The sequence below is a fragment of the Cupriavidus sp. 01L45 genome, assembly GCF_056399885.1.
The window spans coordinates 1-25,691 of the sequence record NZ_JBFTSG010000031.1 but is presented as its reverse complement, the minus strand read 5'-3'; the positions used below and the strand labels follow the sequence as shown (position 1 = coordinate 25,691).

Below are 25,691 nucleotides of genomic sequence, written 5' to 3'. Positions count from 1 at the left end.
AGCCAAGGAGGGCGCTGGCGGTCCGCTAATGTGCATCGAACGCCTGTCGGTCACGTTCGGCCATGGCGACGAGGCCACCCGCGCGGTGCGCGATGTCAGCTTTGACCTGCGTGCGGGCGAACGCTTCGCGCTGGTGGGCGAATCCGGCTCGGGCAAGACGGTTACCGCGCTTGCCATGCTGCGCCTGGTGGAGGACGCGCGTTACCAGGGCGCGGTGCGTTTCGAGGGCCGCGACCTGCTCAAGGTCTCGGAGCGCGAGATGCGGGGCATTCGTGGTGCCGACATCGCCATGATCTTCCAGGAACCGATGACTGCGCTCAACCCGCTCTACACGATCGGCAACCAGATCGTGGAGACGCTGGCGCTGCATGAGGGCCTGGACCGGCGCTCTGCGCGCGAGCGCGCCATTGCGTTGCTCGAGCGCACTGGCATCAGTGATGCGGCGCACCGGTTCGACAGCTTTCCACACCAGCTATCGGGCGGCCAGCGCCAGCGCGCGATGATCGCCATGGCGCTGGCCTGCCGGCCCAAGCTGCTGCTGGCCGACGAGCCTACCACTGCTCTCGACGTCACCATCCGCGTGCAGATCCTCGAGTTGCTGCGCGACCTGCAGGCTGAGTTCGGCATGGCCGTCATGCTGATCACGCACGACCTCAACCTGGTGCGGGCTTTTGCCCAGCGCGTGGGCGTGATGGAGAAGGGCGTGCTGGTCGAGGTGGGCGAAACCACCAGCGTTTTCGCCGCGCCCCAGCATCCCTACACCCGCAAGCTGATCGACAGCCGGCCGCGCCGGGAGGTGCTGCCGTTGGTGCCGCTGGCGCCGGTACTGCTGGAAGCGCGCGGCTTGTGCGTGAACTATGCGCGCAAGCGCAGCGGGCTGGCTGGCTGGTTCGGCCGGGATCAGTTTGCCGCGGTCAAGGGCGTGGATTTTTCGCTGCGCGAGGGCGAGACGATCGGCATCGTGGGCGAATCGGGCTCCGGCAAGACCACGCTGGCTCACGCCGTGCTGAACCTGCAGCGCCGTAGTGCCGGCGAAATCCAGTTCCTGGGCCGCAACCTGGACGAAGTCTCGCGGCGCGAGCGTAGCGTTTTGCGCTCGCGCTTGCAGGTGGTGTTCCAGGACCCGTTCGGTTCGCTCTCGCCGCGCATGACCATCGAGCAGATCGTGGGGGAGGGCCTGGCACTGCACCAGCCGGGCCTTTCGCGCGACGCCATGCGGCAACGCGTTACCGAGGCGCTGCGCGAGGTGGGCATGGACCGCACGGCCCTGGGGCGGTATCCCCATGAGTTCTCCGGCGGCCAGCGCCAGCGCGTGGCGATCGCGCGCGTGCTGATCCTCAAGCCGCAGGTGCTGGTGCTCGATGAGCCGACGTCCGCGCTCGATGTCTCCATCCAGCAGCAGGTGCTGGCGCTGCTGACGCAACTGCAGCGCAAGTACAACCTGAGCTATCTCTTTATCAGCCATGACCTGGCCGTGATCCGCGCCATGGCGCACCGGGTCATCGTGATGAAGTCCGGCGAGGTGGTGGAGGCGGGAGAAACCGAGGTTGTGCTAGGTGATCCGCAGCACGCATACACCCGCAAGCTCATGATCGCGGCCGAAATTGGTGCAGGCGACCCGATTCCGCCGCAAGTTGGTGCGGCCGAACTCAGGGTGTCACCCGATTGACCTGCCGCTGACATAATCAAACCGAGAAAGCATCTGCGACTTCCGTTGTATAGCCTTGATTACAAAGCACTTTATCTGAATTTTGTAACGAACTTTGACATGTGGATGACAACCTTATACCATCCGGCGAGAACTAATTTTACGGGTGGTTCGCGCGTCGCTTATGCACAGCGCGGGTGGCTTGCGTCACTTGGCGCGCTTTTTGCGTGCGATCCACTTCATTGATTTCAGGCCCGCCCCGGTGTGTTTGCCCGGGCCCGGACAAGAACGATTCATCAGGAGAACCAATGCAGCGAACGGTGCTTCATTCCCTGGCGCGCGCCGCCGTAGGAATAGCCATTGCCTGCGGTGCCACTCTATCGAATGGAGTGCTGGCTGACACGGTCTTCAAGGATCCCGACGCCCGCATCGACGCACGTACCGAACTCAGCGCGGAGCCGCATCCGGAAGGCAAGCGCGGCTTGCTGTCTTCGGTCATGAACTCGACCAGCCATGTGGCCAGCAAGGCCGGCGACTTGGTCATGAATGCCCTCGGGTTGATCGGCGTGCGTTACCGCTTCGGCGGCAACAGCCCGGAATCGGGCCTCGACTGCAGCGGTTTTGTCCGCTACGTCTTCAACGATACCTTTGGCTTCATGCTGCCGCGCCGMTCGGTMGAGATGAGCCAGGTTGGCACCACCGTGGCMRCCAGCGACCTGCGCCCCGGCGACCTGGTGTTCTTCAACACCATGCGCCATACCTTCTCGCACGTTGGCATCTACATTGGTGACAACAAGTTCGTACATGCCCCGTCCACCGGCAGCAAGATTCGTGTCGATGACATGCGCGCCTCGTACTGGGTGACGCGCTACAACGGCGCGCGCCGTATCGACGATATGCCGCAGGACAGCGGCAGCGCCAGCAACCTGGGCAATATGGTCGAGACGCTCAAGCGTTTCGATCCCAACGCAGGCGGTCGTTCGCTCTACGGCGGCTGAGGCGAGGGCGGGCCCTGTCCGTGCGTGTCACAACGAAAAAGGACTGCCTCGCAGTCCTTTTTCGTTGGCGCCGCCTCCCGGCGGCATGTGCTCCCGCGGCCGTTATTGCGCGGCCACCGTTCCGGCGGGCCGCGAGCGCGCCAGGGCAAGCTTGTCGCGCAGGCTCGCCATGACCGCGGAGGCCGCTTGCTCGCCAGCCAGGATGGCGCGGTTGCGCGAGGCGAAGTCGCTGCCACCCATGTCCGGCAGGTCGGGGCGGATTACCACATCGGCATGCGCCAGGGCCATCTTGCTGATCGACTGCCCCATGATGGCCGTGGTCTGCAGCAATACGCCGCTCTGGCCGCCGTTCTTCTGGCTGGAGGGCTCGGCGGAGATGTTCACGGCTATCACGAAGTCAGCGCCCATGGCGCGCGCGGAATCGACCGGTACGGGTTCGACCAGCCCGCCATCCACATAGTCATGCCCCTGAATCGAGACCGGCTGGAACACGCCCGGCACGCTGCTCGATGCCCGTACCGCCTGGCCGGTGTTGCCGCGCCGGAACAAGATGCCCTGGCCGGTCTTGAGGTTGGTGGCGACGATGCCCAGTGGCAGCTTCATGGACTCGATCGGGCGATTTGCGACCAGCCGGTTCACGTAGTTCTGCAGCGCCTCGCCCTTGAGCCAGCCGCCAAAGCGGGTGCCGAAGGGCAGGGCCCAGTCGGCGATGGTGGCTTCGTCCATCGTCAGCGCCACCTTGTTGAGCTGGAATCCGTTCATGCCCGATGCGTAGAGTGCCGCGACCACCGCGCCCGCGCTGGTGCCAGTGACCAAGTCCGGATGGATGCCCTGTGCTTCGAGTGCCTTGATCACGCCAATGTGGGCGAAGCCGCGTGCGGCGCCACCGCCGAGCGCAAGGCCGATCTTGATCGGCCGGGGTGGCGCCGTGGGCGGCGCAGCCGGGGTGTCCGGCGCTGCGGTGAGTGCGCCCGGTTTTGGGCCAAAGGAGCAGGCAGCCAGCAGTGCTGCCGCACCGGCACCAAGGAAGTTGCGTCGTTGCATGGAGTAACCGAGGGAGGAGAAATGGCGCGGTCGTCACAGCCAGCGTGGGCGAGGGCAGAATGTGCCGTCCACGTCGGCCGCACGTCCCGTGCGACAGCATTCAGACCGGACGCAGCATAAATGATTCCGCGCGGCCGGGCATTCCAGCGCGAACCGGGGGCGGTTGGCTGCGCCCTGCTTGCTATAATGCGGCGATCCTACACTCCGGCCTGCGCGCATTCGTGCGCGGGCTTTTTTGTTTCATTCCTCTATGACACAACGCGTCCGCACCCGCTTCGCGCCGAGCCCGACCGGCTTCATTCACCTCGGCAATATCCGCTCCGCGCTCTACCCCTGGGCCTTTGCACGCCGCATGAAGGGCGATTTCATCCTGCGCATCGAAGACACGGACGTCGAGCGTTCGTCTCAGGAGTCGGTGGACGTGATCCTGGAGGGCATGGCCTGGCTCGAGCTCGATATCGACGAAGGCCCGTTCTATCAGATGCAGCGCATGGACCGCTATCGCGAGGTGGTCAAGCAGATGCTGGGCAGCGAGCTGGCCTATCCCTGCTACATGAGCACGGAGGAACTGGATGCGCTACGCGACGCGCAGCGCGAGCGCGGCGAGAAGCCGCGCTATAACGGCTTCTGGCGCCCCGAGCCGGGCAAGGTCCTGCCGCAGCCGCCGGCCGGGGTGCAGCCAGTGATCCGCTTCAGGAATCCCATTGGCGGCAGCGTGGTCTGGGACGACGCGGTCAAAGGGCGCATCGAGATATCGAACGACGAGCTCGACGACCTGGTGATCGCCCGCCCGGACGGCACGCCCACCTATAACTTCTGCGTGGTGGTCGATGACCTCGATATGCAGATCACCCACGTGATTCGCGGCGACGATCACGTCAACAACACGCCGCGGCAGATCAACATCATCCGCGCACTCGGCGGTACGCCGCCTGTCTATGCCCACTTGCCGACCGTGCTCAACGAGCAGGGCGAAAAGATGAGCAAACGCCATGGCGCCATGGCCGTGACCGGCTATCGCGACGAAGGCTATCTGCCCGAGGCCGTGCTCAACTACCTGGCCCGCCTGGGCTGGGCGCATGGCGACGCCGAGATCTTCTCGCGCGAGCAGTTCGTAGAGTGGTTTGACCTGGAGCACCTGGGCAAGTCGCCGGCGCAGTACAACCCCGAGAAGCTGGCCTGGCTCAACAACCACTACATCAAGGTGGGCGACAACGCGCGCCTGGCTGGGCTGACCCAACCGTTTATCGAGGCGCTGGGCGGCAAGGTGGAGGGTGCCAGTCTGGAAGGTGTCATCGCGCTGGTGAAGGATCGAGCCAATACCTTGAAAGATGTGGCGCAGGCGGCGATGCTGTTCTATCGCGGCGAGCCGCAAGCTGACCCGGTGCTCAAGGCCGAGCATCTCAACGCCGATATCCTGCCGGCGCTGCAGGCCCTGGCTGCACGGCTGGCGGCCCTGACGGAATGGAAGCGGGAGGACATCAGCGCAGCATTCAAGGCCGTGCTGGCCGAGTTCGGCCTGAAGATGCCGAAGCTGGCCATGCCGGTGCGCCTGCTGGTGGCGGGACAGTTGCAGACCCCCGCCATCGACGCCGTGCTGGAGTTGTTCGGGCGCGACACCGTGCTGCGTCGCATCCAGGCCGGACTCGCCTGAGGAAGTTTGCAAAAAATCCTGGCGGGGGCTTGCGCTTTTGCCAGGACTTGAGCATAATCTCGTTCTCCCTGCAGCGCGGAAAAAACCAAGCGGGCTTAACGGATGGAGGCGATAGGTAGTAATTTCGCAGTAATGCGGATCGCTGAAAAAGTTAAAAAAAGGGTTGTCGAAAAGCAGGGTTGTTTATATAATCTTGCTTTCGCCGAAACGAAGAAACAAACGCGAAACGGCGGCGGCAGGTAGTGAATTAGTAGTGTTGTACCATGGGGCTATAGCTCAGCTGGGAGAGCGCTTGCATGGCATGCAAGAGGTCAGCGGTTCGATCCCGCTTAGCTCCACCAAAATGCCGGAGTTTTGATTTTAGTGAATCAAAACTTTCAGTGCGGTGAAGGTCTGGTAGTTAAGGTCTTCGTCGTGCAAGACGGAACAAGTTGAAAAACAAGTTTCTGTCCCCTTCGTCTAGAGGCCTAGGACATCACCCTTTCACGGTGAGTACAGGGGTTCGAATCCCCTAGGGGACGCCAAATAACGAACGTAACCAAACGTTCGGTTTGTCGTCAGGAGCGTTGGCTCGTGGTGATAAGTAAGAGTATGGAGTGGTAGTTCAGTTGGTTAGAATACCGGCCTGTCACGCCGGGGGTCGCGGGTTCGAGTCCCGTCCACTCCGCCAAAACTAAGCCCGCATGGTTATGCCATGCGGGTTTTTTCTTTTGCCGTCCGGCAATTACCCTGGAGACTCGTTGATAATCTCCGGCTAATCGACGCACGATCGTGCGTGGCTGTGCGCGGCACATTATTCGCGGTCGTGTTTTCTGGGCGGCAGGGCATTATCGCGATAGTGCTCCGCTATAGCCCTGCATGACCCCGCCCTTAATCGATTCGCTGCCCAAAGGGGTTGTCAAAGGGCAAAGTTGTTTATATAATCTCGTCTTCGCTGAAACGAAGAAACAAACGCGAAAACGACGGCGGTGGTAAGCCGCGATGCAGCAACGTAGTATCATGGGGCTATAGCTCAGCTGGGAGAGCGCTTGCATGGCATGCAAGAGGTCAGCGGTTCGATCCCGCTTAGCTCCACCAAATGCCGGAAGTTTCGAGTCTAGTGAATCGAGGCTTCCAGTGTGGCGAGGATCTGGTTGTTAAGGTCTTCGGCACGCAAGACGGAACAAGTTGAAAAACAAGTTCTTGTCCCCTTCGTCTAGAGGCCTAGGACATCACCCTTTCACGGTGAGTACAGGGGTTCGAATCCCCTAGGGGACGCCAGATAACGAACGTAACCAAACGTTCGGTTTGTCATCAGGAGCGTGGCTCGTGGTGATAAGCAAGAGTATGGAGTGGTAGTTCAGCTGGTTAGAATACCGGCCTGTCACGCCGGGGGTCGCGGGTTCGAGTCCCGTCCACTCCGCCAAAACTAAACCCGCATGGTTATGCCATGCGGGTTTTTTCTTTTGCTATCCGGCACTTACCCTGGCGGCTCATTGATAATCTCCGGCAATTCGGCGCCGCTCGCGCAGCGACGGCGCGTGCGTATTACTTGCCTCTGTCTTTCTTGGGTAGTCGGATATTGTTGCGTAGCGCTTGCGGACGGACCGTCGGTATGTCCTGCACATGCCTGCCGGGTCACAGGCAAAATCCATCCGGCACGCGCGTCAGGGGGGGGCAGGCTTAACCGTCGTGGCGACGGCTGACGGTAACGAAGTAGCGCACCAGCAACGAGCCGGCGATGGCCAGGCTGATGCTGTTGGCCATCCAGAACCCAGCGGCGCCATGCGTGAAGGCTGGCAGGGCGTCGATCAGGCCAAAACCAAGCACGTAACCGCCACCCAGGCCGACGCCCCAGAGGGACAGCGCATAGATCAAGGTCGGCACCAGTGCGATCTTGTAGGCGCGCAGGATGAATGCCGTCATGACTTGTACCGCATCGAAGGCCTGGTAGAAGGCAATGAACAGCATCAGCGGCAGGGCGGCGCCGACCACCGCAGGGTCCTTGGCATAGGCATGCAGCAGCGGCTCGCGCAGGATCCACAGCATGCCGCCGACCATGATCGCCAGCGCCGCCGCCAGGCAGATCCCGTGCCGGGCGATGCGGCGCGCCGCCGTCCGGTCGCGCGCGCCAAGGGCTTGCGCCACCAGCGTCGAGGTGGCGATTGCCAGTGACAGCGGCAGCATGTAGGCCACCGCGCCGAGGTTGGCAATGATCTGGTGCCCGGCCAGCACGACGGTGCCCATGCGCGTGATGAAGATCGACATCAGCGTGAACGAGGTTATCTCGATCAGGTAGGTCAGTCCCATTGGCACGCCCAGCCGCAGCAGCGCGCGGATCGGCCGCGCCTGCGGCCATGCCCAGCTGGAAAATATCTGCAAGGGACGGTACGCCGCGTTGCGCCGCAGGATCAGGACGCCGGAGATGCACCAGATCCAGCTGATCAGTGCCGAAGCGAGCGCGCAGCCGGGTCCGCCCATGGCCGCGATGCCGAAGCCGCCACCGATGAACCAGGCATTGAGCGGAATCTTCACCGCCAGCCCGGCAAGCTGCAGCACCGTCACCATGACCGGACGCGACAAGGCATTGTTCAGCGCGGAATAGATGCGAAAGCCCAGCGCGGCCGGCAAGCCGAAGGCCTGGAGATGCAGGTAGCGCGTTGCCTTCTCAACCAGTTCGGGCGGCGCCTGGGCAAAATCCAGCAGCGGACCGGGGAACAAGAGCAGCAACATGCCAGGCACGGCCAGCGCCAGTCCAAGCCAGGCGGCTTGCCTGACCTCGCTGCCGATCTCGGCACTGCGCCCGGCCCCATGGAGTTGGCCGGCAATCGGGGCAAGCGCCTGCAATACGCCCATCAGGCTGATGTAGATCGTGACGTAAATCGATCCGCCCAGCCCCACCGCCGCCAGGTCGATCGCCGAGGCGCGACCCGCCATGATGGTATCGATCACGCCGAAGGCGATCACTGCGAGCTGGCCGACCAGGACCGGCGCGGCCAGCACAGAGATCCGGCGGATATCCTGGAGTGCAGTCATGCGTCGTGCCGTTGCCTGGGAGAGGAGTACCAGCGATCTCGTCGAACCATCTATGTCCGTCTCAGGGTTGGCGGGGCAGCCGGCGCGTAGGCGGGCTGGACTTGGGCGGCGCTACGCGGGACATATCAACCAGGCGATACATGCGGAAGCGCTCATCGCGGTCGGAAGGGCGGCGGCCTTCCCAAATCAGCCGCCATTCGAAATGCGAGATGCTGGTGGGCTCGCCGTAATCGACCGGATCATGGCGCAGCAGGATGTCGCACGCGTCCGCCGGGCCGCCAAAGCGGATATGGCCGAAATACGCGAACGACGCGAGTTGCGCATCGCCCATCCGGATCGGTTGCACGCAGTTATAAGTGGCGGGCAGCGCCATCGAAGCGGCTTGCGCCACGTCGCGATAGGTCTTGCCGTAGTTGATCGATGGCATCCACAGGGTCATCGCCAGCACCCACATCAGCGTGGTGCCGGCGGCCGAGATCACCACGGGGCGCCAGATTTGCTTGGGTGCGCGCGACAGCCGCCAGCGCACGATCAGGATCCAGGCCACGGTTACCAGCAGTGCATACACCACTGCGCGGATAGTGAAGTCTTCCTGGAAGCCCGGCAGCAGGCGGTGGATATTGGCGGCGATGCGCGGCGGCTGGCCCGTCGTCCTGGCGATCCACATGAACCAGACAAAGCCGCCGAAGATGGTGAAAAACAGCAGGGCGAACCAGTCGATTGCATTGATGGCCGCGCGCGTGAGCGTAGGCAGGCCGAATGCAGCCAGTACCGCCATCGGCGGCAGCAGCAGGATGAACTGCACATCGCCCGGCTGGCGCAGCAGGAACAGCATCAGCAGCGGCGGCAGCAGCATGGCAAGCGGCAGCGCCACATGCGGCGCACGGCGCATCCCCGACCAGCTCAGCCAGGCCCAGCCGGCAATCGGCCATACCGGCCAGGTGAACAGCAGCAGGTTGCGTGCGACGAAGTTGAGCGCGGTGGCGTTCGGCGCGCCATAGGTGCGGCGGTCGTAGCGCGACCACTCGCGGATAAAGGTCACGGCGTCGCTGGGGTCGGTGGCGCCGAAGTAGGCGGCGGCCATCCAGGCCGCCACCATTGCAAGTGCCAGCGGCACGCTCACCAGCAACAGGCGCGGCAGGGGCAGAGGCTTGCAAGCCAGGCCGCAGACAATGATCGACGCGAGCAGCACCAGCGGGATGACCGGGCCGCTGGACAGGGTCAGCGCGCCAAGCCCTACGCCCAGCCAGATGCCGCCCTGGACCGGTTTGTCCAGGCTGCGCACCATGCCGTACAGGCTCATGGCGACGAAGCAGACCTGGCCCACCTGCGGCGTGGTCTCGTGCCCGCGCATGGCCAGGCCGACGCAGGCCAGGAAGATCAGCAAGGCACCGTCGGCCAGCGTGCGGCCGTAGTCGCGCGCATTGGGCTGGCCGCCGAAGACATAGGCAAAGGGCTGTACCTCGGCGCGCCGGCCAAGCAGGTAGGTGGCGTACCAGATCAGGGCGCAGGTGCCGAAGTAGAAGAGTGCGGTGGCCACGCGCGACGCGTCCGGCGCGCCGAGCCAGCCGCCAAACAGCCGGATCATGAAGGCGCCGACCCAGAATACCAGGGGGCCGTCTTCCCCATAGGGGCGGCCCACGATATTGGGCATGAGCCAGTCCTGCGCGCCCCCCGTGGCCAGTTGCCACATCACACCGAAACCGGCCGCGTCCTCATTCTTCCACGGGTCGCGGCCAAACAGCCCGGCCAGGCCGTAGATGATGCAGATGGCCAGCAACAGCGCGCGCGGAAGCGTGCCGGTGGCGGCTGCGGTCAGGTGGACACGGGAAGTCTTGGCTGCACTCATTGATCGGTCGGGCTTGGGGCGGCCGGGACGGGCGCTCCCGGTTGGCTACATCCGGCTCATTCGCATGGGACACCGCCGATGCGGGGCGGAATACGCAATGGTATCGGACGAAGTGCGCCTGGCGCTGGCGTGAAAGGCGCCAACCGCGCGAGGGCTGCAAAAGCAAAGAGGCAGCCGATGCTGCCTCTTTGCTTGGGTGCGCGGCGCCGGAGCATCTTGTCCGAAGCCGTGCAGCGAGCGGGCTCGCGGCGAATTACTTCGCGGCGGCCTTGCCCAGCTTGCTGCCGAATTTCTGGCGGAACTTCTCGACGCGGCCGGCCGTGTCCATGATCTTCTGGGTGCCGGTGTAGAACGGGTGCGATTCCGACGAGACTTCGATCTTGGCCAGCGGGTATTCCTTGCCGTCGCGGGTGATCGTGTCGCGCGTCTGGATGGTCGAGCGGGTCACAAAGCTGAAGTCGTTCGACACGTCGAGGAACACGACTTCGCGATAATTCGGGTGAATGCCTTCTTTCATGATGTTTCCTTTCAGGTTGGGTAGCCAGTCCGTTGTTTGCCGCGCTGCTGCCGGGTATTGCGGCGAACGAACCACTTGCCGATAACGGACAATCCGGGATTATCGCAGAAAAACAAAAAACTGGGCAAGATTTGAGTGCGCCAGCAGGAGGACGGGCGAGTACCCCGAAAAATATACCTTTCGTCACATGGAGCCCGGATCCTGGCGGTAGAACGCCGCCAGCGAGTCATAGAGGGCAGGCCAATATCGACGCAGGCCAACCGGCTCGACAAAGAATGTTTCCGATGCCACCGCGAAGAACTCGCTGGGTGCCTCGCAGCCATAGGGGTCGATCACGCGTAGCGCGGGTGGAAGCCGCTCCGGATGATCCCAGGCATGGTCGGATTGCCTGTCGCAGGCCTCAGCGAAGCGGTCGTATTCGGACAGGAAGGTCTCGGCCCACTGCTCACGGTCGATGCCTGGGTGAAGTACGCGTGAGAAGGGTGGCACGCCGTCGGGCTCGCCATCGAGCATGTCGAGCTTGTGGGCGAATTCGTGGATGACCACGTTATAGGTGTCGTCCGGGTGGGCGTGGCGCGCGTTCAGGCCGGCGCCCGGGGTCTTCACGTCGGGCCAGGAAAGGATGACCGGGCCGTGTTCCCAGGCTTCGCCGCTGGCTTCCTCGACCACGCCGTGCACCAGCCCGATATCGTCCTCGACGGTACGTCGGATGACGAACTCTCCAGGGTAAAGCACGATGCCGCGCCAGCCGCGATACCACTCGATACCCAGCCTGAGGATGGGCACGCAGGCCTGCACCGCCACGATCGTCACCATTTCATCGGTAAGAGGCAGGTTGTGCGCGGTGGAGTATTCCTTTTCGGCGATGAAGAGCGTGGCGAGTTCGCGCAAGGCGGCGAGGTCGGCGGCGCCATAGCGCTGCACGAAGGGCAGGCTCGCCACCGTGTGTGCCCACAGCGCATCGGGGATCGCGTAGTGCTCGAGTTTGCGCACGCGCGAGCGCGCACGCAGGAAGTGGCTCAGTCGGCCGAACATGGGACTCCTGCAGGTGTGGCATCGAGGTGGCGCGCGCATGAAGCAGGACGCGGGACCCAAAGCCAGGTCAGGACATCGGCAAGCAATGCATCGTAGTGCAAAAATACAAAAAGGGCGCGCCGAGGCACGCCCTTCCTGTGCGGTACCAGCGCGCGAACCAGCCGTGCGCGGCACAGCGAACGATCAGCCGCCTCTGCGCATCATATCGAAAAACTCGGCGTTGTTCTTGGTCGCCTTCATCTTGTCGAGGATGAATTCCATGGCCTGCACTTCGTCCATATCCGAGATGAACTTGCGCAGCACCCACACCTTCTGCAGGATATCCGGCTTGATCAGCAATTCCTCGCGGCGGGTGCCGGACTTGTTCAGGTTGATCGACGGATAGACGCGTTTTTCCGCCAGGCGGCGTTCCAGGTGCACTTCCATATTGCCGGTGCCCTTGAATTCTTCGTAGATCACGTCGTCCATGCGGCTGCCGGTTTCGATCAGCGCGGTGGCGATGATGGTCAGCGAGCCGCCTTCTTCCAGGTTACGCGCGGCGCCGAAGAAACGCTTGGGGCGTTGCAGCGCGTTGGCGTCCACGCCGCCGGTCAGCACCTTGCCCGAAGCCGGCACCACCGTGTTGTAGGCGCGTGCCAGGCGGGTGATCGAGTCCAGCAGGATCACCACGTCGCGCTTGAGCTCGACCAGGCGCTTGGCCTTTTCGATCACCATTTCGGCAACCTGCACGTGGCGGATGGCGGGCTCGTCGAAGGTCGACGCCACCACTTCGCCGCGCACCGAGCGCAGCATTTCGGTCACTTCTTCCGGCCGTTCGTCGATCAACAGCACGAACAGGTCGGCTTCCGGATGGTTGTTGGCAATCGCATGGGCGATGTGCTGCAGCATCACGGTCTTGCCGGACTTTGGCGATGCCACCAGCAGCGCGCGCTGGCCGCGGCCGATCGGCGCGATCATGTCGATGATGCGGCCGGTGATGTTTTCCTCGGCGCGGATTTCGCGTTCGAGCGTGAGCGGCCGGTTCGGGTGCAGCGGCGTCAGGTTCTCGAACATGATGCGGTTCTTCACCGCTTCAGGCGCCTGGCCGTTGACCTTGTCCACCTTCACCAGCGCGAAATAGCGCTCGCCGTCCTTCGGGGTCCGTACTTCGCCCTCGATCGTATCGCCGGTATGCAGATTGAAGCGGCGGATCTGCGAAGGGCTGATGTAGATGTCGTCCGTGCTTGCCAGGTAGGAGGTCTCGGGCGAGCGCAGGAAGCCGAAGCCGTCCGGCAGGACTTCCAGCGTGCCGTCTCCGAAGATGGTTTCGCCCAGCTTGGCGCGCTTCTTCAGGATCGCAAACATCAGCTCCTGTTTGCGCATCCGTTGTGCATTGTCGATCTCGAGGGTCGCGGCCATTTCGAGAAGCGCAGACACGTGAAGCGATTTGAGTTCTGTCAGGTGCATAGACGAGGGGTACAGAGGCGCCCGGACGGGCTGGACCTAAAGGAAGGGGGAAGAAATGAGCGAACGCTCGGGGAAGTTGTTGGTGCCATCTTAGCACAATCCGGACGGTGCGCCAGGACTGGCGCACGGACGTCGGATTGTGGCTACAACCGGGGCGGCGCCTGGCGGCACCTCGCCCCGGGCTAGCGACTTACAGATTGCCGTCGAGGAAAGCGGTCAGTTGCGACTTGGACAGCGCGCCGACCTTCTGCGCGGCAACCGCGCCATTCTTGAACAGGATCAGCGTGGGAATACCGCGGATGCCGAACTTGGCCGGCACTTGCTGGTTTTCATCGACGTTGATCTTGGCGATCTGCAGCTTGTCGCCGTAGTCCTTGGCCACTTCGTCCAGGATCGGGGCGATCATCTTGCACGGGCCGCACCATTCGGCCCAGAAGTCGAGCAGGACGGGCTTGTCGGACTGGAGCACGTCGGCGTCGAAGGAGGCGTCGCTCACATACTTGATTTGTTCACTCATGGCGGAAAACCTCTGGTTTCGCTCTGTTTGATTTGAAGGCGGGATTTGCCGAACCGCTACATTACACGAGTTTGCGCATACCCGTAGGCAGGCGCATCACCCGGTGCGTGCGGGCCCGAGCGACGGGCACGCCACGGAAAGGCGAGTTTTGCTCATATGTTACCAGTTGACGGGAATTCAATACCTTCCCGGTCAAGGTCACGGTGCGTTGCCGAACACGGCGGGGAAAGACATTTTTGTGCGGCGAAGCATGGGGGCATTCTGCCCCGGAAGGCTGGCCCTGTTGAGTGATTCTATTAATCGGGGCGAGAGCTTTTCTCAATCGGGGGCTGCGGCAAAGGCCGATGCGGCGCGGCCGGCGTATGATTTATCGGACACTTCGCTTTGGTGCCGCATGGCCCGAGCGCTCCCTTGCGTGTTCGCGAATGTGCGGCGCGCCGGGGCGCGTAGAATATAAACATGCGCCAGGCCTTGCGCCCGGCGCCTTCCCGCGCAACAGACAAGGCAAATCGACCATGACGCCCGACACCCCTTCCAAGCCCGATCCGCAACAGCCGCCCGAAGTGGGACACCTGAGCGACGCGCTGGATCACATCAATAGCGCGGTCGAACAGAACAGCATTGCCGGCGGCGCGGCCAAGGGTCTTCTGTACAGCATCATCGAGACATTGGGCGCGCTGGTCGGTGACCCCGACCTTCCCGAGCATGCACGCTCCGGCTACCAGGGCTTGCTCGAGACCGCGCGCGAGATCCGCGCCCGTCTGGAGGGCGGCAGCCACTGAAGACCCTCGGGGTTTTCCCGTATTTTCACGTTGCCCGAGCGCGCTGCCCGGCTCGCCGGCCAGGCAGTGCGTGCCTGCGCGCCGCGCGCCATGACTTCCGATCCGGCCGCCACACTCGCTTCATGACTTCGCTGCAATTCCGTCCCGRCCCCGACTTCCTGCCGCAGGCTGCCGCTTCGGCCTGGTATTTTCTCGACCATTGCGGGGAGCAGCAAGCCGCTGCGCACGTGGTAGTGCCTACCGCGGCGCAGATTCCCGGCGTGCGGCAGGCGCTGGATGCCGCGGCGCGCGCTGCCGGCGCGCCGCGCCTGCTGCCGCGCGTGCTCACGCTTGGCCACTGGTTGCTCGATCTGCCGCCCGACCCGGTGCCGGTGCGCAGCCATGCGGCCCGGCTGCTGGCGGTGCAGCAGGCCATCCGCGCGCAGGACTGGTTACGGCGTGCCTTCGGCGCGCAGACCGAGGCAGCGGCGTGGGGGCTGGCGCAGACGCTGCTGACCATCAGCGACGAACTGAGCGCGCGCTGGCTTGACGATGACGCCATCCGCGATGAAGACATCGACGGCGACGACCGCGCCGCGCTGCTGCAAGGCGCGCTGGAACGAACCTACGCGCATTTGTCGTCGCGCTTCCTTGGCGAGGAGGCGCGCATCGTGATGGCCTTCTGGCAAGCCTTGTCGGGCCCGGACGATCCGCTGCCGGCGCGCCGCCGCGTTCTGCACCGGCTGGCCCAGCACGTGGCGGGGCCGGTGATCTGGCTGGGGCCGACTCCGCCCGCGCCGATCGAGGACGCCTTCCTGAAGCAGGCCGCCGAGCTCGTGCCGGTGATCCGCATCGGCTATGACTGGTCGGCGCAGTCAACGCCGTCGGAGAGCCACGCGCTCGATGCTGGCGGGGATGATGAAGACGCCGCGGCAGGGGCATTCGACTGGTATGACACCCTGCTTGCCCTGTGGCCGGAGGCCAGGTTGCCGGGGGCGCAGGAAGCGGCGCCGCGCCGCGCGCCGCGCGGCCTGCCGGCCGGGCGCCCACGCGTGCGCGTGATCGGCAGCGCGCGCTTCGAGGACGAAGCCGGCGCCGCCGCCGACCAGCTTGTGCAGTGGCTCAATGAAGGCCGGCGCCACGTAGCCCTGGTTGCGCACGATCGTGTGGTGGCGCGGCGCGCGCGCGCCTTGCTGGCGCGCGCCGGCGCGCCGGTGCGCGACGAAACGGGCTGGAAACTMTCAACCACGCGCGCCGCCGCCGCGCTSATGCGCTGGTTCGATCTGCTCAACCAGGACGGCGATACCTCGGCCCTGCTCGACCTGCTCAAGAGCCCGTTTTGCCTGCCGCATTTCCCCTTGCGCGGCGCGGCCATCGCCGCGCTGGAGCGGCAGATTCGCCGCGACGGCATCAGTGGCGGCTGGCGCCGCCTGCAGCAGCGCTTCAGGCCGGACGCCGCGGACGAATCACGCGCGAGCGCGGATGAAGCCAGCACCGGCGATGTCGCGGAGCAGGACGCCCGCCGCGCGGCGCGGCAGGCCGCGTGCGAGCTGGTGCAGTGCCTTGCGGCCGAAGCCGCAGCCTGGCCGCGCGGCAAGGCGCAGAAACCGGTGTCGACCTGGCTGGAGCGGCTCGATGCCACGCTCGACGTGATCGGCATGCGCAATGCGCTGGCCGCCGACGATGCGGGCAGCCAGCTGCTCGACGCGCTGGCGCGCCTTGCCGACTTGCCTCAGGACGAGACAGGCGCGCTCGCCACGCTCGATCTCGGCGAGTTCCGCTCCATGCTGTCGGCCTTGCTCGAATCGGTCGCTTACAAGGAGCCCTCGGCCAGCGGCGCCGCGCGCATCACCATCCTGCCGCTCAACGGCGCGCGCATGCGGCGCTTCGATGGCGTGGTGGTGGTGGGGTGCGACGATACGCAGCTACCCTCCAGCGCGGCGGAACTGATGTTCTTCTCCAACCAGATGCGGCGCGAACTGGCGCTGGAAGATCGCGAGGTGCGCTTTGCACAGCAGGCGCGCGATCTTGCCGAGGTCCTGCTGAATAACGATGACGTCGTGCTGACCTGGCAACGCCTTGGCGCGCGCGGCGAGCCCAAGCACGTGTCGGGCTGGATCGAGCGCCTCAGCGCGCTGTGCTCGCGGGCGGGCGCGCCCATCGAGGCGAGTGCCTTGCCCGCGCAGCACGAGACCCTCGCCGAGGTGGGCGGAATGCCCGCACCAGCGGCTTCGGAACTGGTGCCTGCGCGCTGGAGCGCGCAGGCGTACAACATGCTGCGGCGCTGTCCCTACCAGTTCTTCGCGGGCCGCATGCTCGGGCTGGCCGGGCTGGAGGTCGTCAGCGACGATCTGGAAAAGCGCGATATCGGCGAGCTGTTGCACCGCGTGCTGTTGCGCTACCACCGCGAGGCATCGCAGGACGGCTTGCGCCACCAGGACGCCCGGCTGGCGCGGCTGCGCGAGATTTCCGACCACGAGTTCGGCGCGCTGATGAAGGAAGACGGCAACGCCATCGGCTATTACCGCCGCTGGTGTGAAGTGCTGCCTTCCTACGTGGCATGGCAGGCTGAACGCGAGGCGCAAGGCTGGTTCTGGGACGATGGCGAGCTGGACGCCACCGTCGACCTGCCCATGCCCGATGGCCAGCCGCTGCGCGTCAATGGCCGCATCGACCGGCTCGACCGCGCCCGCGATGGCAGCCGCGCGGTGCTCGATTACAAGACGCAGAGCGTGCTGCGTCTCAAGCGCAAGGTAGGGGACGTGGAAGAGGATTGCCAGTTGCCATTCTATGGATTGCTGCGCGCCGACGTTGCCGGTGGCAGCTGGGTGGCGCTTGAGGGCGTGAAGGATGGCCCGCCCGCGTCCCAGCGCGAGGTTGGCTTGCCTGACTTCGACGCCGCGGTGGCCTGGCTGGAGCAACAGTTGCGCACCGACGTGATGCGCTTGCGCCGGGACGCGCCGCTGCCGGCTTTCGGCGATGCCAGCGCATGCACCTATTGCACGGCCCGCGGCCTGTGCCGCAAGGGTTTCTGGGAAAGCACGGCGTTGCCGCCACAGGTGGGAGGGCGCGCATGAGCATCCATGCCTATTTGCGCGATGGCGAGCCGATTGCGGAGGCTGAGTTCACTCGCGCGGCCTGCGACCCCGCCCGCTCGGTGGTGGTCGAGGCCTGCGCGGGCAGCGGCAAGACCTGGCTGCTGGTGGCGCGCCTGTTGCGCCTGTTGCTGGCTGGCGCGGCGCCGCACGAGATCCTCGCCATCACCTTCACGCGCAAGGCCGCCGAGGAAATGCGCGAGCGCCTGCTGGAAGTGCTCGCGCAACTTGCGCGTGACGATGACGAGGCGGTGATCGCCGCGCTGACGCAGCGCGGGCTTTCCCCCGATGCGGCACGCGTGGCACTGCCGCGCGCCCGCGGCCTGCACGCGCAGGTGCTCGCCGCGCCCGGCCGCATGGCCATCGATACGTTCCACGGCTGGTTCGGCACCCTGCTGCGCGGGGCGCCGCTGGCGTCGGGCATCGTGCCGGGCGCCACGCTGCGCGAAGACGCGCTGCGCATGAAGCGCGAAGCGTGGGCGCCGTTCTGGCAGGCGCTGGCAACACCGCCGTACGCCGACCTGCGCGCGGCGTTCGAGCGGCTGGTCGACGCCATTGGCGAGTTCCAGGCGCGCGCGCTGCTTGATGCCATGTTCCACGCGCGCAGCGAGTGGCTGGCGTTCCGCGAAAGTGCCGATCCTGCGCAGGCGCTCGCCGCCGACCTTGGCGAGGATGCGCAGGTCGACGTGCTGCTCGAAGTACTGGCCGACGACAGCTGGCTCGACGCTTGCCAGGGCCTTGCTTCGCAGTTGGGCAGGGGCGGCAAGACCGAGCAGGCGCATGCCACGCGCCTGGCTGACGCGATCATGGCGATCCGCGCCTGGCGCGAGGCGGGTGCCGCAGGAGGCGAGCCCGCCGAGCGCGCTTTCGCGGTACTGCGCGATGCGTTCTTCACTGCCGCGGGCAAGCCGCGCTCGCTGCGTGCCACCGCGGCGCTGACCAAGGCGCTGGGCGGCGAGGCGATGGTCGACGCGTTCCTGGCCGAGCACGGCGAGATGTGCGCCGCGCTGGAGCAGGTGGCGCAGCGCCGTTGCGAGGCTGCGGTGCTGGCGGTCAACCTTGCGCTCTACCACTTGGGCGATGCGCTGCTGACACGCTACCAGCACCACAAGTCCGAGCAGCGCGCGATGGACTTCGCCGACCTGGAGTGGCTGGCCGCGCGGCTGATGGGCGATGAAGAGACCGCCACCTACCTGCAGGTCCGGCTCGATGCACGCTACCGCCACCTGCTGCTCGACGAGTTCCAGGACACCAACCCGCTGCAATGGCGAATCCTGCAGGGCTGGCTGGCCGGCTACGCGGGGCTGGGCGAGCGGCCTACGGTGTTTCTGGTGGGCGACCCCAAGCAATCGATCTATCGCTTCCGCCGCGCCGATGCGCGTCTGTTCCAGACCGCCAGCGAGATGCTGCAGTCCGGTTTCGGCGCCACCGTGCTGCGCACCAACCGGACCCGCCGCAATCGCCCCGAGGTGCTGGACTGGGTCAACGCCGTGTTCGATGCCGCGCGTGCCGACGGCCGCTATCCGCTGTTCGAGACGCAGACTACCGCGCTCGGCGAGCCGGGCGGGCCGGTGTGGCTGCTGCCACTGGTCGAGCCCGAGGAAGAGGCGGGGGGCAACCCCGCTACGCCGGAGGGCGAAGCCACCGATGAAGCCGGCGAGGCCGTCCCGAAAGCCGCAACGCACCGCGATACGCTCACCCAGCCGCGACAGCATGAGGGCGATTCGCTGCGGCTCGAAGAGGGCAGGCGCGTGGCCGCCTGGCTGCGGCATATCCGCGCCACCGTGCCGGTCGCCGATAGCGATGGCCCGCGGCCCGCGCGCTGGAGCGACATGCACTTGCTGGTGCGCCGCAAGACCCATCTGGCGGAATACGAACGCGCCTTCCGCGAGGCCGGCATCCCGTGCCTGAGCCCGCGCCGGGGCGGCTTGCTGGCCACGCTCGAAGCGCTCGACCTGTCGGCGCTGCTGGCCTTCCTGATGACGCCGGAATCCGATCTGGACCTGGCCCATGTGCTGAAAAGCCCGCTGGTGGGCGCCACTGACGAAGACCTGATTGCTATCGCGCAGATGACTCAGGCGCGCGAGCCGCGGCCGGGATGGTGGGCCTGCCTGATGGAGCAAGGGCTGCCCGAGTACAGCAGCCCCGCGCTGCGCGACGGCATCGCGCGGCTGCGCCACTGGCAGGAAGTGGCGCCGCATCGCCCGGTGCATGACCTGATCGACCATATCTACCACGGCGGCGAAGTACGCCGCCGCTATGCCGAAGCCGCGCCTGCCGAGATCCGCGACCAGGTGCTGGCGAACCTCGATGCCTTCCTGAAGCTTTCGCTCGATCTTGACGGCGGCCGCTACCCGAGCTTGCCGAAGTTCATCGACGAACTGCAGGAAATCCGCCGCGGCGAAGAAGGCGAAAGCCCGGACGAAGGCGGCATGGCCGACAACGCCGAGGATGCCGAGGGCGAAGCCGATGCCGACGCCGCCGACAACGCACAGGACGCGGTCCACATTCTCACCGTGCATGCGGCCAAGGGCCTGGAGGCCCCGTTCGTCGTGTTGCTGGACGCAAACCACAGCGATGCCGCCGCTGACCGGGGCGGCATCCTGATCGACTGGCCGCCGTCGTCGCCCGTGCCGGTGCATTTCTCGGCGTATGGCAAGCGCAGCACGCGCGGGCTGGCACGCGCGCCCTTGTTCGAGGCCGAGGCCGCGTTGGCCGAGCGCGAGAACTGGAACCTGCTCTATGTGGCGATGACGCGCGCGCGCCAGGGCTTGCTGGTGAGCGGCGTGAAGGGACGCGCGTCGCGCAGCGCCGACAGCGGCGAAGGCAATCGCGAGATCGCGGGAAGCTGGTATGCGCGATTGTTGTCAGCCAGGGTCGGCGAGGAAGTCGATCCCTTTCCGCCGGCCAGCGCGCAGGACGTGGCGGGCGCCGCGTCAGGCAACGACGCGCGCGTGCGCTATACGGATTTTCGCCAGCGTTACCGCGAGGCGGCCGAGACGCTGGCGCCGGTGCTGGAGTGGGAAGACGAGGCGGCGGAGCAAGGTGCGAGCCCGAGCGAGGATGGCCATGCCATCGTGTTCGATGCCGACGCGGCTCGCCATGGCGAATTGCTGCACGCGCTGCTGGAACGTGTGACGCGTTACCCCGAGGCGTTCGAGGGGCTGCCCGAACCCGAGGTGGTCATGCGCTGGTTCCCGCTGGCCGGGGCCGGCACCGCGCAGGCGCGCGTGCTGTGGCGGGACCAGGCGCATGCCGCCGTCGAGGCAGCGCGCCTGATGCTGGAGGCCCCGGCCTTGCGGGCGCTGCTGTTCCCGCAAGCGGCCATCAGCGCGCGCAACGAGGTTGAACTCTACGATGCGCGCGGCCGCCTGCTGCGGATCGACCGTCTGGTGGAGTTCGCCGACCGGGTGGTGATCATCGATTACAAGTTGCGCCTGCTGCCGCAGGAGCACGCCGCCTACGCGCAGCAGCTTGCGCGTTATGTGGCGGCGGTCAGGCCGATGTTCCCTGGGCGGGCGGTCGAGGCTGGCGTGGCCACGGCTGACGGGGAGTGGATTGCGGCGCAGGCGCTGCAGACGGAACGCCAGGGTTCTCTGTTCTAGGTATGTCCTGGATCATGGCAAGGGCGGGGGAGGCGCGGCAGAATAGCTAACGTCGGCGGCGCGGGCACGGGGGATGAAACTGGCTCCCAAGCCGCGGACTCGACGCGGCCGGACTGCCGTGCGGGAATATTCTGCTGAAGGCGGATTGTAACCAGCGGACGATCGGCGCCTGGCGCAAGTGCTTGATGCACATGCGGCAAGAAAGCGCGATGATGCGGGGGGATGCTGCGGATACGACTGGGGAATGTTAGGGGGACGAGCCCGACCCTCGGCACTGGCGGAAAACGGCTGTGGCTGCTTCGTTCCCGACCTGACCAGGTTGACCGCGCCGCCATGCGAGGAGGCCCGTCCGGTCGGCATTGTAACCCAGAGCGGACGGATCGGGCAGATTTCCCGCGAAATTGATTGAGTAAAGCGCATGGCCCAGGCAACGCCAGGGCGTGCAAGGACGAAAACGCGCTAGCCGCCAGCGTCGGGACGCAACGCGGCCCGGCTGGCGGATATGGCAACCGTGACACCAGCGAGACCTGCGATGAATGCCAACGAACAGATGCTCCGTACCACGCTGCCGCCCCAGGACATCTCCACCGAAGTCTYGCTGGAGAAGTACGCCAAGGGCGCGGAAGCCACCGCCGCCGACGTGCGCCTGCGCGTGGCGCGCGCGCTGGCCGAGGCCGAACCAGAGTCGCAGCGCGAGCACTGGGCCGAGCGTTTCCTGTGGGCGCAGGAGCAGGGCTTCGTGCCTGCCGGGCGCATCAACTCCGCGGCAGGCACTCGCATCGAGGCCACGCTGATCAACTGCTTCGTGCAGCCCGTAGGCGATTCGGTATCGGAGCCGGGCGGCGGCAAGCCCAGCATCTACACTGCGGTGGCGCAGGCGGCGGAGACCATGCGCCGCGGCGGCGGGGTGGGTTACGATTTCTCCGCGATACGCCCGGCCGGGGCGCTGGTGCGGGGCACGCACTCGCGCGCCTCGGGGCCGGTGTCCTTCATGAAGGTGTTCGACGCATCCTGCGCCACGGTGGAGTCGGCCGGATCGCGCCGCGGCGCGCAGATGGGCGTGCTGCGCTGCGACCACCCGGACATCGAGGCCTTTATCCACGCCAAGGACCGCGGCGACCTGACCAACTTCAATATCTCGATCGGCGTGAGCGACGAATTCATGCGGGCGGTCGAGGCTGGCGGCGAGGTCGAGCTGGTGCATGAGGCCGAGCCCGCTGCCCAGGCCATTGCCGGCGGCGCCTACCGGCGCGACGACGGCCAGTGGGTTTACCGCCGCGTGCCGGCGCGGCAGCTGTGGGACCAGGTGATGCAGGCCACCTACGATCACGCTGAGCCCGGCATCCTGTTCCTGTCCCATATCAACGACGACAACAATCTCTATTACTGCGAGCGCATCGAGGCGACCAATCCCTGTGCGGAGCAGCCACTGCCGTCTTATGGCTGCTGCGACCTGGGCTCGATCGACCTGACCCGCTTCGTGCGCCAGCCCTTCGGCGCGGACAGCCGCTTTGATTTCGAAGGATTCGCCGAAGTGGTGCGGCTGGCGGTAYGCATGCTCGACAACGTGCTAGACGTTACCTATTGGCCGCTGCCGGAGCAGCAGGCCGAGGCCCATGCCAAGCGGCGCATCGGGCTGGGTTTCCTCGGGCTGGGCAGCGCGCTGGTGATGCTGGGCATCCGCTACGACAGCGAGCCGGGGCGAGAGCTGGCCGCGCATATTGCGCAGGCCATGCGCGATACCGCCTACCTGGCATCGGCCGGACTGGCGCGCGAGAAGGGCGCCTTCCCGCTGTTCAAGGCCAAGGAATACCTGGCCAGCGGTTTTGCGCAGCGCTTGCCGCAAGCCGTGCGCAAGGCGATCGGCCGCGATGGCATCCGCAATTCGCACCTGCTGTCGATCGCCCCGACCGGCACCATCACGCTGGCGTTTGCCGATAACGCATCGAACGGCATCGAGCCGGCCTTCTCCTGGACCTATAACCGCAAGAAGCGCATGGCGGACGACAGCTACAAGGTAGTCGAGGTAGCCGACCATGCCTGGCGCCTTTATCGTCACCTGGGTGGGGATATGGCGCAACTGCCGGACAGTTTCGTCACGGCGCTGCAGATGTCGGCGCTCGATCATATGAAGATGCTGGAGGCGGTGCAGCCCTTTATCGATACCAGCATCAGCAAGACCGTCAACGTGCCTGAGGACTATCCCTATGAGGCCTTCCGCAACCTCTACCTGGAAGCCTGGCGGGCCGGGCTGAAGGGACTTGCCACCTACCGCCCCAACAGCGTGCTGGGGGCGGTGCTGTCGGTGACGCCGCCGCCGGCCGTCCCCGCCGCGGTGGCAACAACCGACGACCCCCTGCGAAAGCCGTTCGAGAGCCGTCCGGTGGGCGATCTCGAAGGGGTGACCTCCAAGGTCGAGTACATGACCTATGAGGGCCACAAGACGGTCTACCTGACCGTGAACTTCATGCGCGTGGCGGGGCTGCTCGACGGCAAGCCGGTGGCGGTGGAGCGTCCGGTGGAATTTTTCATGCCGGCCGGGCAGCGCAACGACGGCCAGCAGTGGATCACCTCCACCATGCGGCTGCTGTCGATGGTGGCGCGTTCGGGCGGATCGATCGCCAAGGCGCTGGCGGACATGCGCAATGTGGTGTGGGACAAGGGCACGGTGCGTTACGGCGTGCTCAACCGCCAGGACGGCACCGAGGTGCCGCGCTTCCATGATTCCGAGGTAGCGGCGATCGGCTATGCCCTGCAACGCATCCTGATCAAGCGGGGCTTTCTCGACGCCGACGGTGCCCAGGTGCCGGTGGCGGCGCTTGCCGCCCGCCTGGCCGGGATGGAAGGGCCGGACAGTGGCAGTGCCGGCGGCAGGGTCCCGGCCGGGGCGGTCAGTGCTGGCGGCGCGCCGGCAACAGGGTTGGGGCTGGGTTCGGGCAAGCCTTGTCCGGAATGCGGCGCCCATGCCTTGCACAAGGTCGATGGCTGCGCCAAGTGCGCCAACTGCGGCTATGTCGGCGAATGCGGCTAGCGGCGCGGGGGCCGGCGGTTTGGATCGCGCCGGTCCCGTGAATCCTGCCTGAAGGACGGCCGCCTTTTGCTACAATCGCCGCCATGAGTTATCAAGTGCTAGCGCGCAAATGGCGCCCCCGGGATTTCACCACKCTGGTCGGCCAGGAGCACGTGGTCCGCGCGCTCACGCACGCGCTGGAGCAACAGCGGCTGCACCATGCCTACCTGTTCACCGGCACGCGGGGCGTCGGCAAGACCACGCTGTCCCGGATCCTGGCCAAGGCGCTGAACTGCGTCGGGCCGGATGGTAACGGCGATATCACCGCGCAGCCTTGCGGGGTGTGCAAGGCCTGCACCGAGATCGACAGCGGGCGCTTCGTCGACTACATCGAGATGGACGCCGCCTCCAACCGCGGCGTCGACGAGATGGCCTCCCTGCTCGACAAGGCGGTGTACGCCCCGACGGCGGGGCGCTTCAAGGTCTACATGATCGACGAAGTGCACATGCTGACCAACCACGCCTTCAACGCCATGCTGAAGACGCTGGAAGAGCCGCCCGCGCACGTCAAATTCATCCTGGCCACCACCGACCCGCAGAAGATCCCGGTGACGGTGCTGTCGCGCTGCCTGCAGTTCAACCTCAAGCAGATGCCGCCCGGCCATATCGTCAGCCACCTCGACCACGTGCTGGGCGAGGAGGGCATCGTGCGCGAAGCCAATGCGCTGCGCCTGCTGGCCCAGGCCGCCCATGGCTCGATGCGCGACGCGCTGTCGCTGACCGACCAGGCCATCGCCTACAGTGCCGGCCAGGTGTCCGAGGCCGCCGTGCGCGGCATGCTGGGCGCCATCGACCAGAGCTACCTGGTGCAATTGCTGGATGCGCTGGCAGCCGAGGATGGCGCCGCCATGCTGGGCGTGGCCGACGGCATGGCCGATCGCAGCCTGTCGTTTGCCGGGGCCTTGCAGGATCTCGCTTCGCTGCTGCACAAGATCGCGCTGGCCCAGGCGGTGCCCGCCTCGGTTCAGGAAGAATGGCCGGAAGCGGCGGAAGTGCGCCGCTTTGCCGCTGCGTTCGATGCGCAGGAAGTGCAGTTGTTCTATCAGATCGCCAATCTTGGCCGTAGCGAACTGGCGCTGGCGCCGGACGAGTACGCTGGTTTCACCATGACGCTGCTGCGCATGCTGGCCTTTCGCCCGTCGGCGAGTCCCGCGCCCGTGGCGGGTGGACAGGGTGGCGGCCAGTTGGCGCCGCGCGCGCGCGGCGCTGCCGCGCCGGCGGGCCGGGTTGCCGCGGATGCCGCTGCCGCTGTCGTTCCGGCCGCTCCCGCCCTGCGTCCGGCTGCGCCGGTGCGGCCCGATCCCGAGCCAGTCCAGGCACAACAAGCTGCGTCCAGGCCCGTAGCGCCCGCGCCGGCCCCGGTAGCCACTGCGCCAATGGCCGCGCCCGCTGCCGCAGGCGGCGCACCGATGTCGCCCGCCCGCGCCGCGCTGRCCG

At 65.9% G+C, this 25,691-nt stretch carries 15 protein-coding genes, 6 tRNA genes and 1 other RNA gene; 14 read left to right on the top strand and 8 right to left on the bottom strand.

The window, feature by feature from the left end; genetic code table 11:
• Positions 1 to 28 precede the first annotated feature (28 nt).
• Both AC1DT6_RS21265 and AC1DT6_RS21260 read left to right on the top strand, forming a co-directional pair.
• Positions 29 to 1,669: an ABC transporter ATP-binding protein gene (locus AC1DT6_RS21265; RefSeq protein ID WP_441627538.1), complete on the top strand. Its 1,641-nt coding sequence runs from the start codon at positions 29 to 31 to the stop codon at positions 1,667 to 1,669.
• A 287-nt stretch (positions 1,670 to 1,956) separates the two neighbouring features.
• Positions 1,957 to 2,646 (top strand): C40 family peptidase, encoded by a 690-nt coding sequence (locus AC1DT6_RS21260; RefSeq protein ID WP_477114880.1) that lies wholly within the window; start codon positions 1,957 to 1,959, stop codon positions 2,644 to 2,646.
• Positions 2,647 to 2,748: 102 nt separating this feature from the next.
• Here AC1DT6_RS21260 and AC1DT6_RS21255 read toward each other — a convergent pair whose 3' ends face one another.
• The gene (locus AC1DT6_RS21255; protein ID WP_441627427.1) at positions 2,749 to 3,690 is read right to left on the bottom strand and encodes a patatin-like phospholipase family protein; all 942 of its coding nucleotides are present in this window, start codon (positions 3,688 to 3,690) and stop codon (positions 2,749 to 2,751) included.
• Positions 3,691 to 3,940: 250 nt separating this feature from the next.
• Between AC1DT6_RS21255 and gltX the strand changes: the two genes are divergently transcribed.
• From gltX to AC1DT6_RS21220, 7 genes are all read left to right on the top strand, one after another.
• Positions 3,941 to 5,344: a glutamate--tRNA ligase gene (gltX, locus tag AC1DT6_RS21250; RefSeq protein WP_441627423.1), complete on the top strand. Its 1,404-nt coding sequence runs from the start codon at positions 3,941 to 3,943 to the stop codon at positions 5,342 to 5,344.
• Between the two features lie 265 nt (positions 5,345 to 5,609).
• Positions 5,610 to 5,685, top strand: a tRNA-Ala gene (locus AC1DT6_RS21245).
• A gap of 107 nt (positions 5,686 to 5,792) precedes the next feature.
• Positions 5,793 to 5,868: transfer RNA gene (locus AC1DT6_RS21240), tRNA-Glu, on the top strand.
• A 69-nt stretch (positions 5,869 to 5,937) separates the two neighbouring features.
• Positions 5,938 to 6,014: transfer RNA gene (locus tag AC1DT6_RS21235), tRNA-Asp, on the top strand.
• Between the two features lie 331 nt (positions 6,015 to 6,345).
• Positions 6,346 to 6,421 (top strand) — tRNA-Ala (locus tag AC1DT6_RS21230).
• A 107-nt stretch (positions 6,422 to 6,528) separates the two neighbouring features.
• Positions 6,529 to 6,604, top strand: a tRNA-Glu gene (locus tag AC1DT6_RS21225).
• A 68-nt stretch (positions 6,605 to 6,672) separates the two neighbouring features.
• Positions 6,673 to 6,749 (top strand) — tRNA-Asp (locus AC1DT6_RS21220).
• A gap of 257 nt (positions 6,750 to 7,006) precedes the next feature.
• Here the strand turns inward: AC1DT6_RS21220 and AC1DT6_RS21215 are convergent.
• From AC1DT6_RS21215 to trxA, 6 genes are all read right to left on the bottom strand, one after another.
• Positions 7,007 to 8,359, bottom strand: coding sequence for an MATE family efflux transporter (locus tag AC1DT6_RS21215; protein WP_441627421.1), 1,353 nt, complete (start codon positions 8,357 to 8,359; stop codon positions 7,007 to 7,009).
• A gap of 61 nt (positions 8,360 to 8,420) precedes the next feature.
• Positions 8,421 to 10,208 carry an ArnT family glycosyltransferase gene (locus AC1DT6_RS21210; RefSeq protein WP_441627419.1) on the bottom strand — a complete coding sequence of 596 codons (1,788 nt, stop codon included), beginning with the start codon at positions 10,206 to 10,208 and terminating at the stop codon, positions 8,421 to 8,423.
• A 253-nt stretch (positions 10,209 to 10,461) separates the two neighbouring features.
• Positions 10,462 to 10,725, bottom strand: a complete 264-nt coding sequence (locus AC1DT6_RS21205) for a type B 50S ribosomal protein L31 (RefSeq protein ID WP_017225511.1) — start codon at positions 10,723 to 10,725, stop codon at positions 10,462 to 10,464.
• 183 nt (positions 10,726 to 10,908) lie between these two features.
• Complete coding sequence (locus AC1DT6_RS21200) at positions 10,909 to 11,760, bottom strand: M90 family metallopeptidase (RefSeq protein ID WP_441627416.1); 852 nt, start codon at positions 11,758 to 11,760, stop codon at positions 10,909 to 10,911.
• Positions 11,761 to 11,943: 183 nt separating this feature from the next.
• Positions 11,944 to 13,206 (bottom strand): transcription termination factor Rho, encoded by a 1,263-nt coding sequence (rho, locus tag AC1DT6_RS21195; protein ID WP_035868076.1) that lies wholly within the window; start codon positions 13,204 to 13,206, stop codon positions 11,944 to 11,946.
• A gap of 190 nt (positions 13,207 to 13,396) precedes the next feature.
• Entirely contained in the window at positions 13,397 to 13,723 is a 327-nt protein-coding gene (gene trxA, locus AC1DT6_RS21190) for a thioredoxin TrxA (protein ID WP_010814265.1), read from the bottom strand.
• A gap of 515 nt (positions 13,724 to 14,238) precedes the next feature.
• Here trxA and AC1DT6_RS21185 point away from each other — a divergent pair.
• The 3 genes from AC1DT6_RS21185 to AC1DT6_RS21175 all read left to right on the top strand — a co-directional run bounded on the left by AC1DT6_RS21185 (position 14,239) and on the right by AC1DT6_RS21175 (position 21,184).
• Positions 14,239 to 14,505, top strand: a complete 267-nt coding sequence (locus tag AC1DT6_RS21185; protein ID WP_035868090.1) for a hypothetical protein — start codon at positions 14,239 to 14,241, stop codon at positions 14,503 to 14,505.
• Between the two features lie 122 nt (positions 14,506 to 14,627).
• Positions 14,628 to 17,561: a PD-(D/E)XK nuclease family protein gene (locus AC1DT6_RS21180; RefSeq protein WP_477114879.1), complete on the top strand. Its 2,934-nt coding sequence runs from the start codon at positions 14,628 to 14,630 to the stop codon at positions 17,559 to 17,561.
• Positions 17,558 to 21,184, top strand: coding sequence for a UvrD-helicase domain-containing protein (locus tag AC1DT6_RS21175; protein ID WP_441637116.1), 3,627 nt, complete (start codon positions 17,558 to 17,560; stop codon positions 21,182 to 21,184). The genes AC1DT6_RS21180 and AC1DT6_RS21175 overlap by 4 nt, the downstream gene beginning before the upstream one ends.
• 251 nt (positions 21,185 to 21,435) lie before the next feature.
• Here the strand turns inward: AC1DT6_RS21175 and ffs are convergent.
• An RNA gene (gene ffs, locus AC1DT6_RS21170) (signal recognition particle sRNA small type) lies at positions 21,436 to 21,534 on the bottom strand.
• Between the two features lie 182 nt (positions 21,535 to 21,716).
• On the opposite strand from ffs, the gene AC1DT6_RS21165 reads away from it, so the two are divergent.
• Entirely contained in the window at positions 21,717 to 24,215 is a 2,499-nt protein-coding gene (locus tag AC1DT6_RS21165; RefSeq protein ID WP_477114878.1) for an adenosylcobalamin-dependent ribonucleoside-diphosphate reductase, read from the top strand.
• 83 nt (positions 24,216 to 24,298) lie between these two features.
• A partial coding sequence (locus AC1DT6_RS21160; RefSeq protein WP_477114877.1) for a DNA polymerase III subunit gamma/tau occupies positions 24,299 to 25,691 on the top strand: 1,393 nt, incomplete at its 3' end.

Coding starts and splice junctions, on each gene's coding strand:
- AC1DT6_RS21210 (WP_441627419.1), bottom strand. CDS start 10,208: ATGAGTGCAGCCAAGACTTCCCGTGTCCACCTGACCGCAGCCGCCACC.
- AC1DT6_RS21200 (WP_441627416.1), bottom strand. CDS start 11,760: ATGTTCGGCCGACTGAGCCACTTCCTGCGTGCGCGCTCGCGCGTGCGC.
- AC1DT6_RS21175 (WP_441637116.1), top strand. CDS start 17,558: ATGAGCATCCATGCCTATTTGCGCGATGGCGAGCCGATTGCGGAGGCT.
- AC1DT6_RS21205 (WP_017225511.1), bottom strand. CDS start 10,725: ATGAAAGAAGGCATTCACCCGAATTATCGCGAAGTCGTGTTCCTCGAC.
- AC1DT6_RS21185 (WP_035868090.1), top strand. CDS start 14,239: ATGACGCCCGACACCCCTTCCAAGCCCGATCCGCAACAGCCGCCCGAA.
- rho (WP_035868076.1), bottom strand. CDS start 13,206: ATGCACCTGACAGAACTCAAATCGCTTCACGTGTCTGCGCTTCTCGAA.
- AC1DT6_RS21255 (WP_441627427.1), bottom strand. CDS start 3,690: ATGCAACGACGCAACTTCCTTGGTGCCGGTGCGGCAGCACTGCTGGCT.
- trxA (WP_010814265.1), bottom strand. CDS start 13,723: ATGAGTGAACAAATCAAGTATGTGAGCGACGCCTCCTTCGACGCCGAC.
- gltX (WP_441627423.1), top strand. CDS start 3,941: ATGACACAACGCGTCCGCACCCGCTTCGCGCCGAGCCCGACCGGCTTC.
- AC1DT6_RS21215 (WP_441627421.1), bottom strand. CDS start 8,359: ATGACTGCACTCCAGGATATCCGCCGGATCTCTGTGCTGGCCGCGCCG.
- AC1DT6_RS21265 (WP_441627538.1), top strand. CDS start 29: ATGTGCATCGAACGCCTGTCGGTCACGTTCGGCCATGGCGACGAGGCC.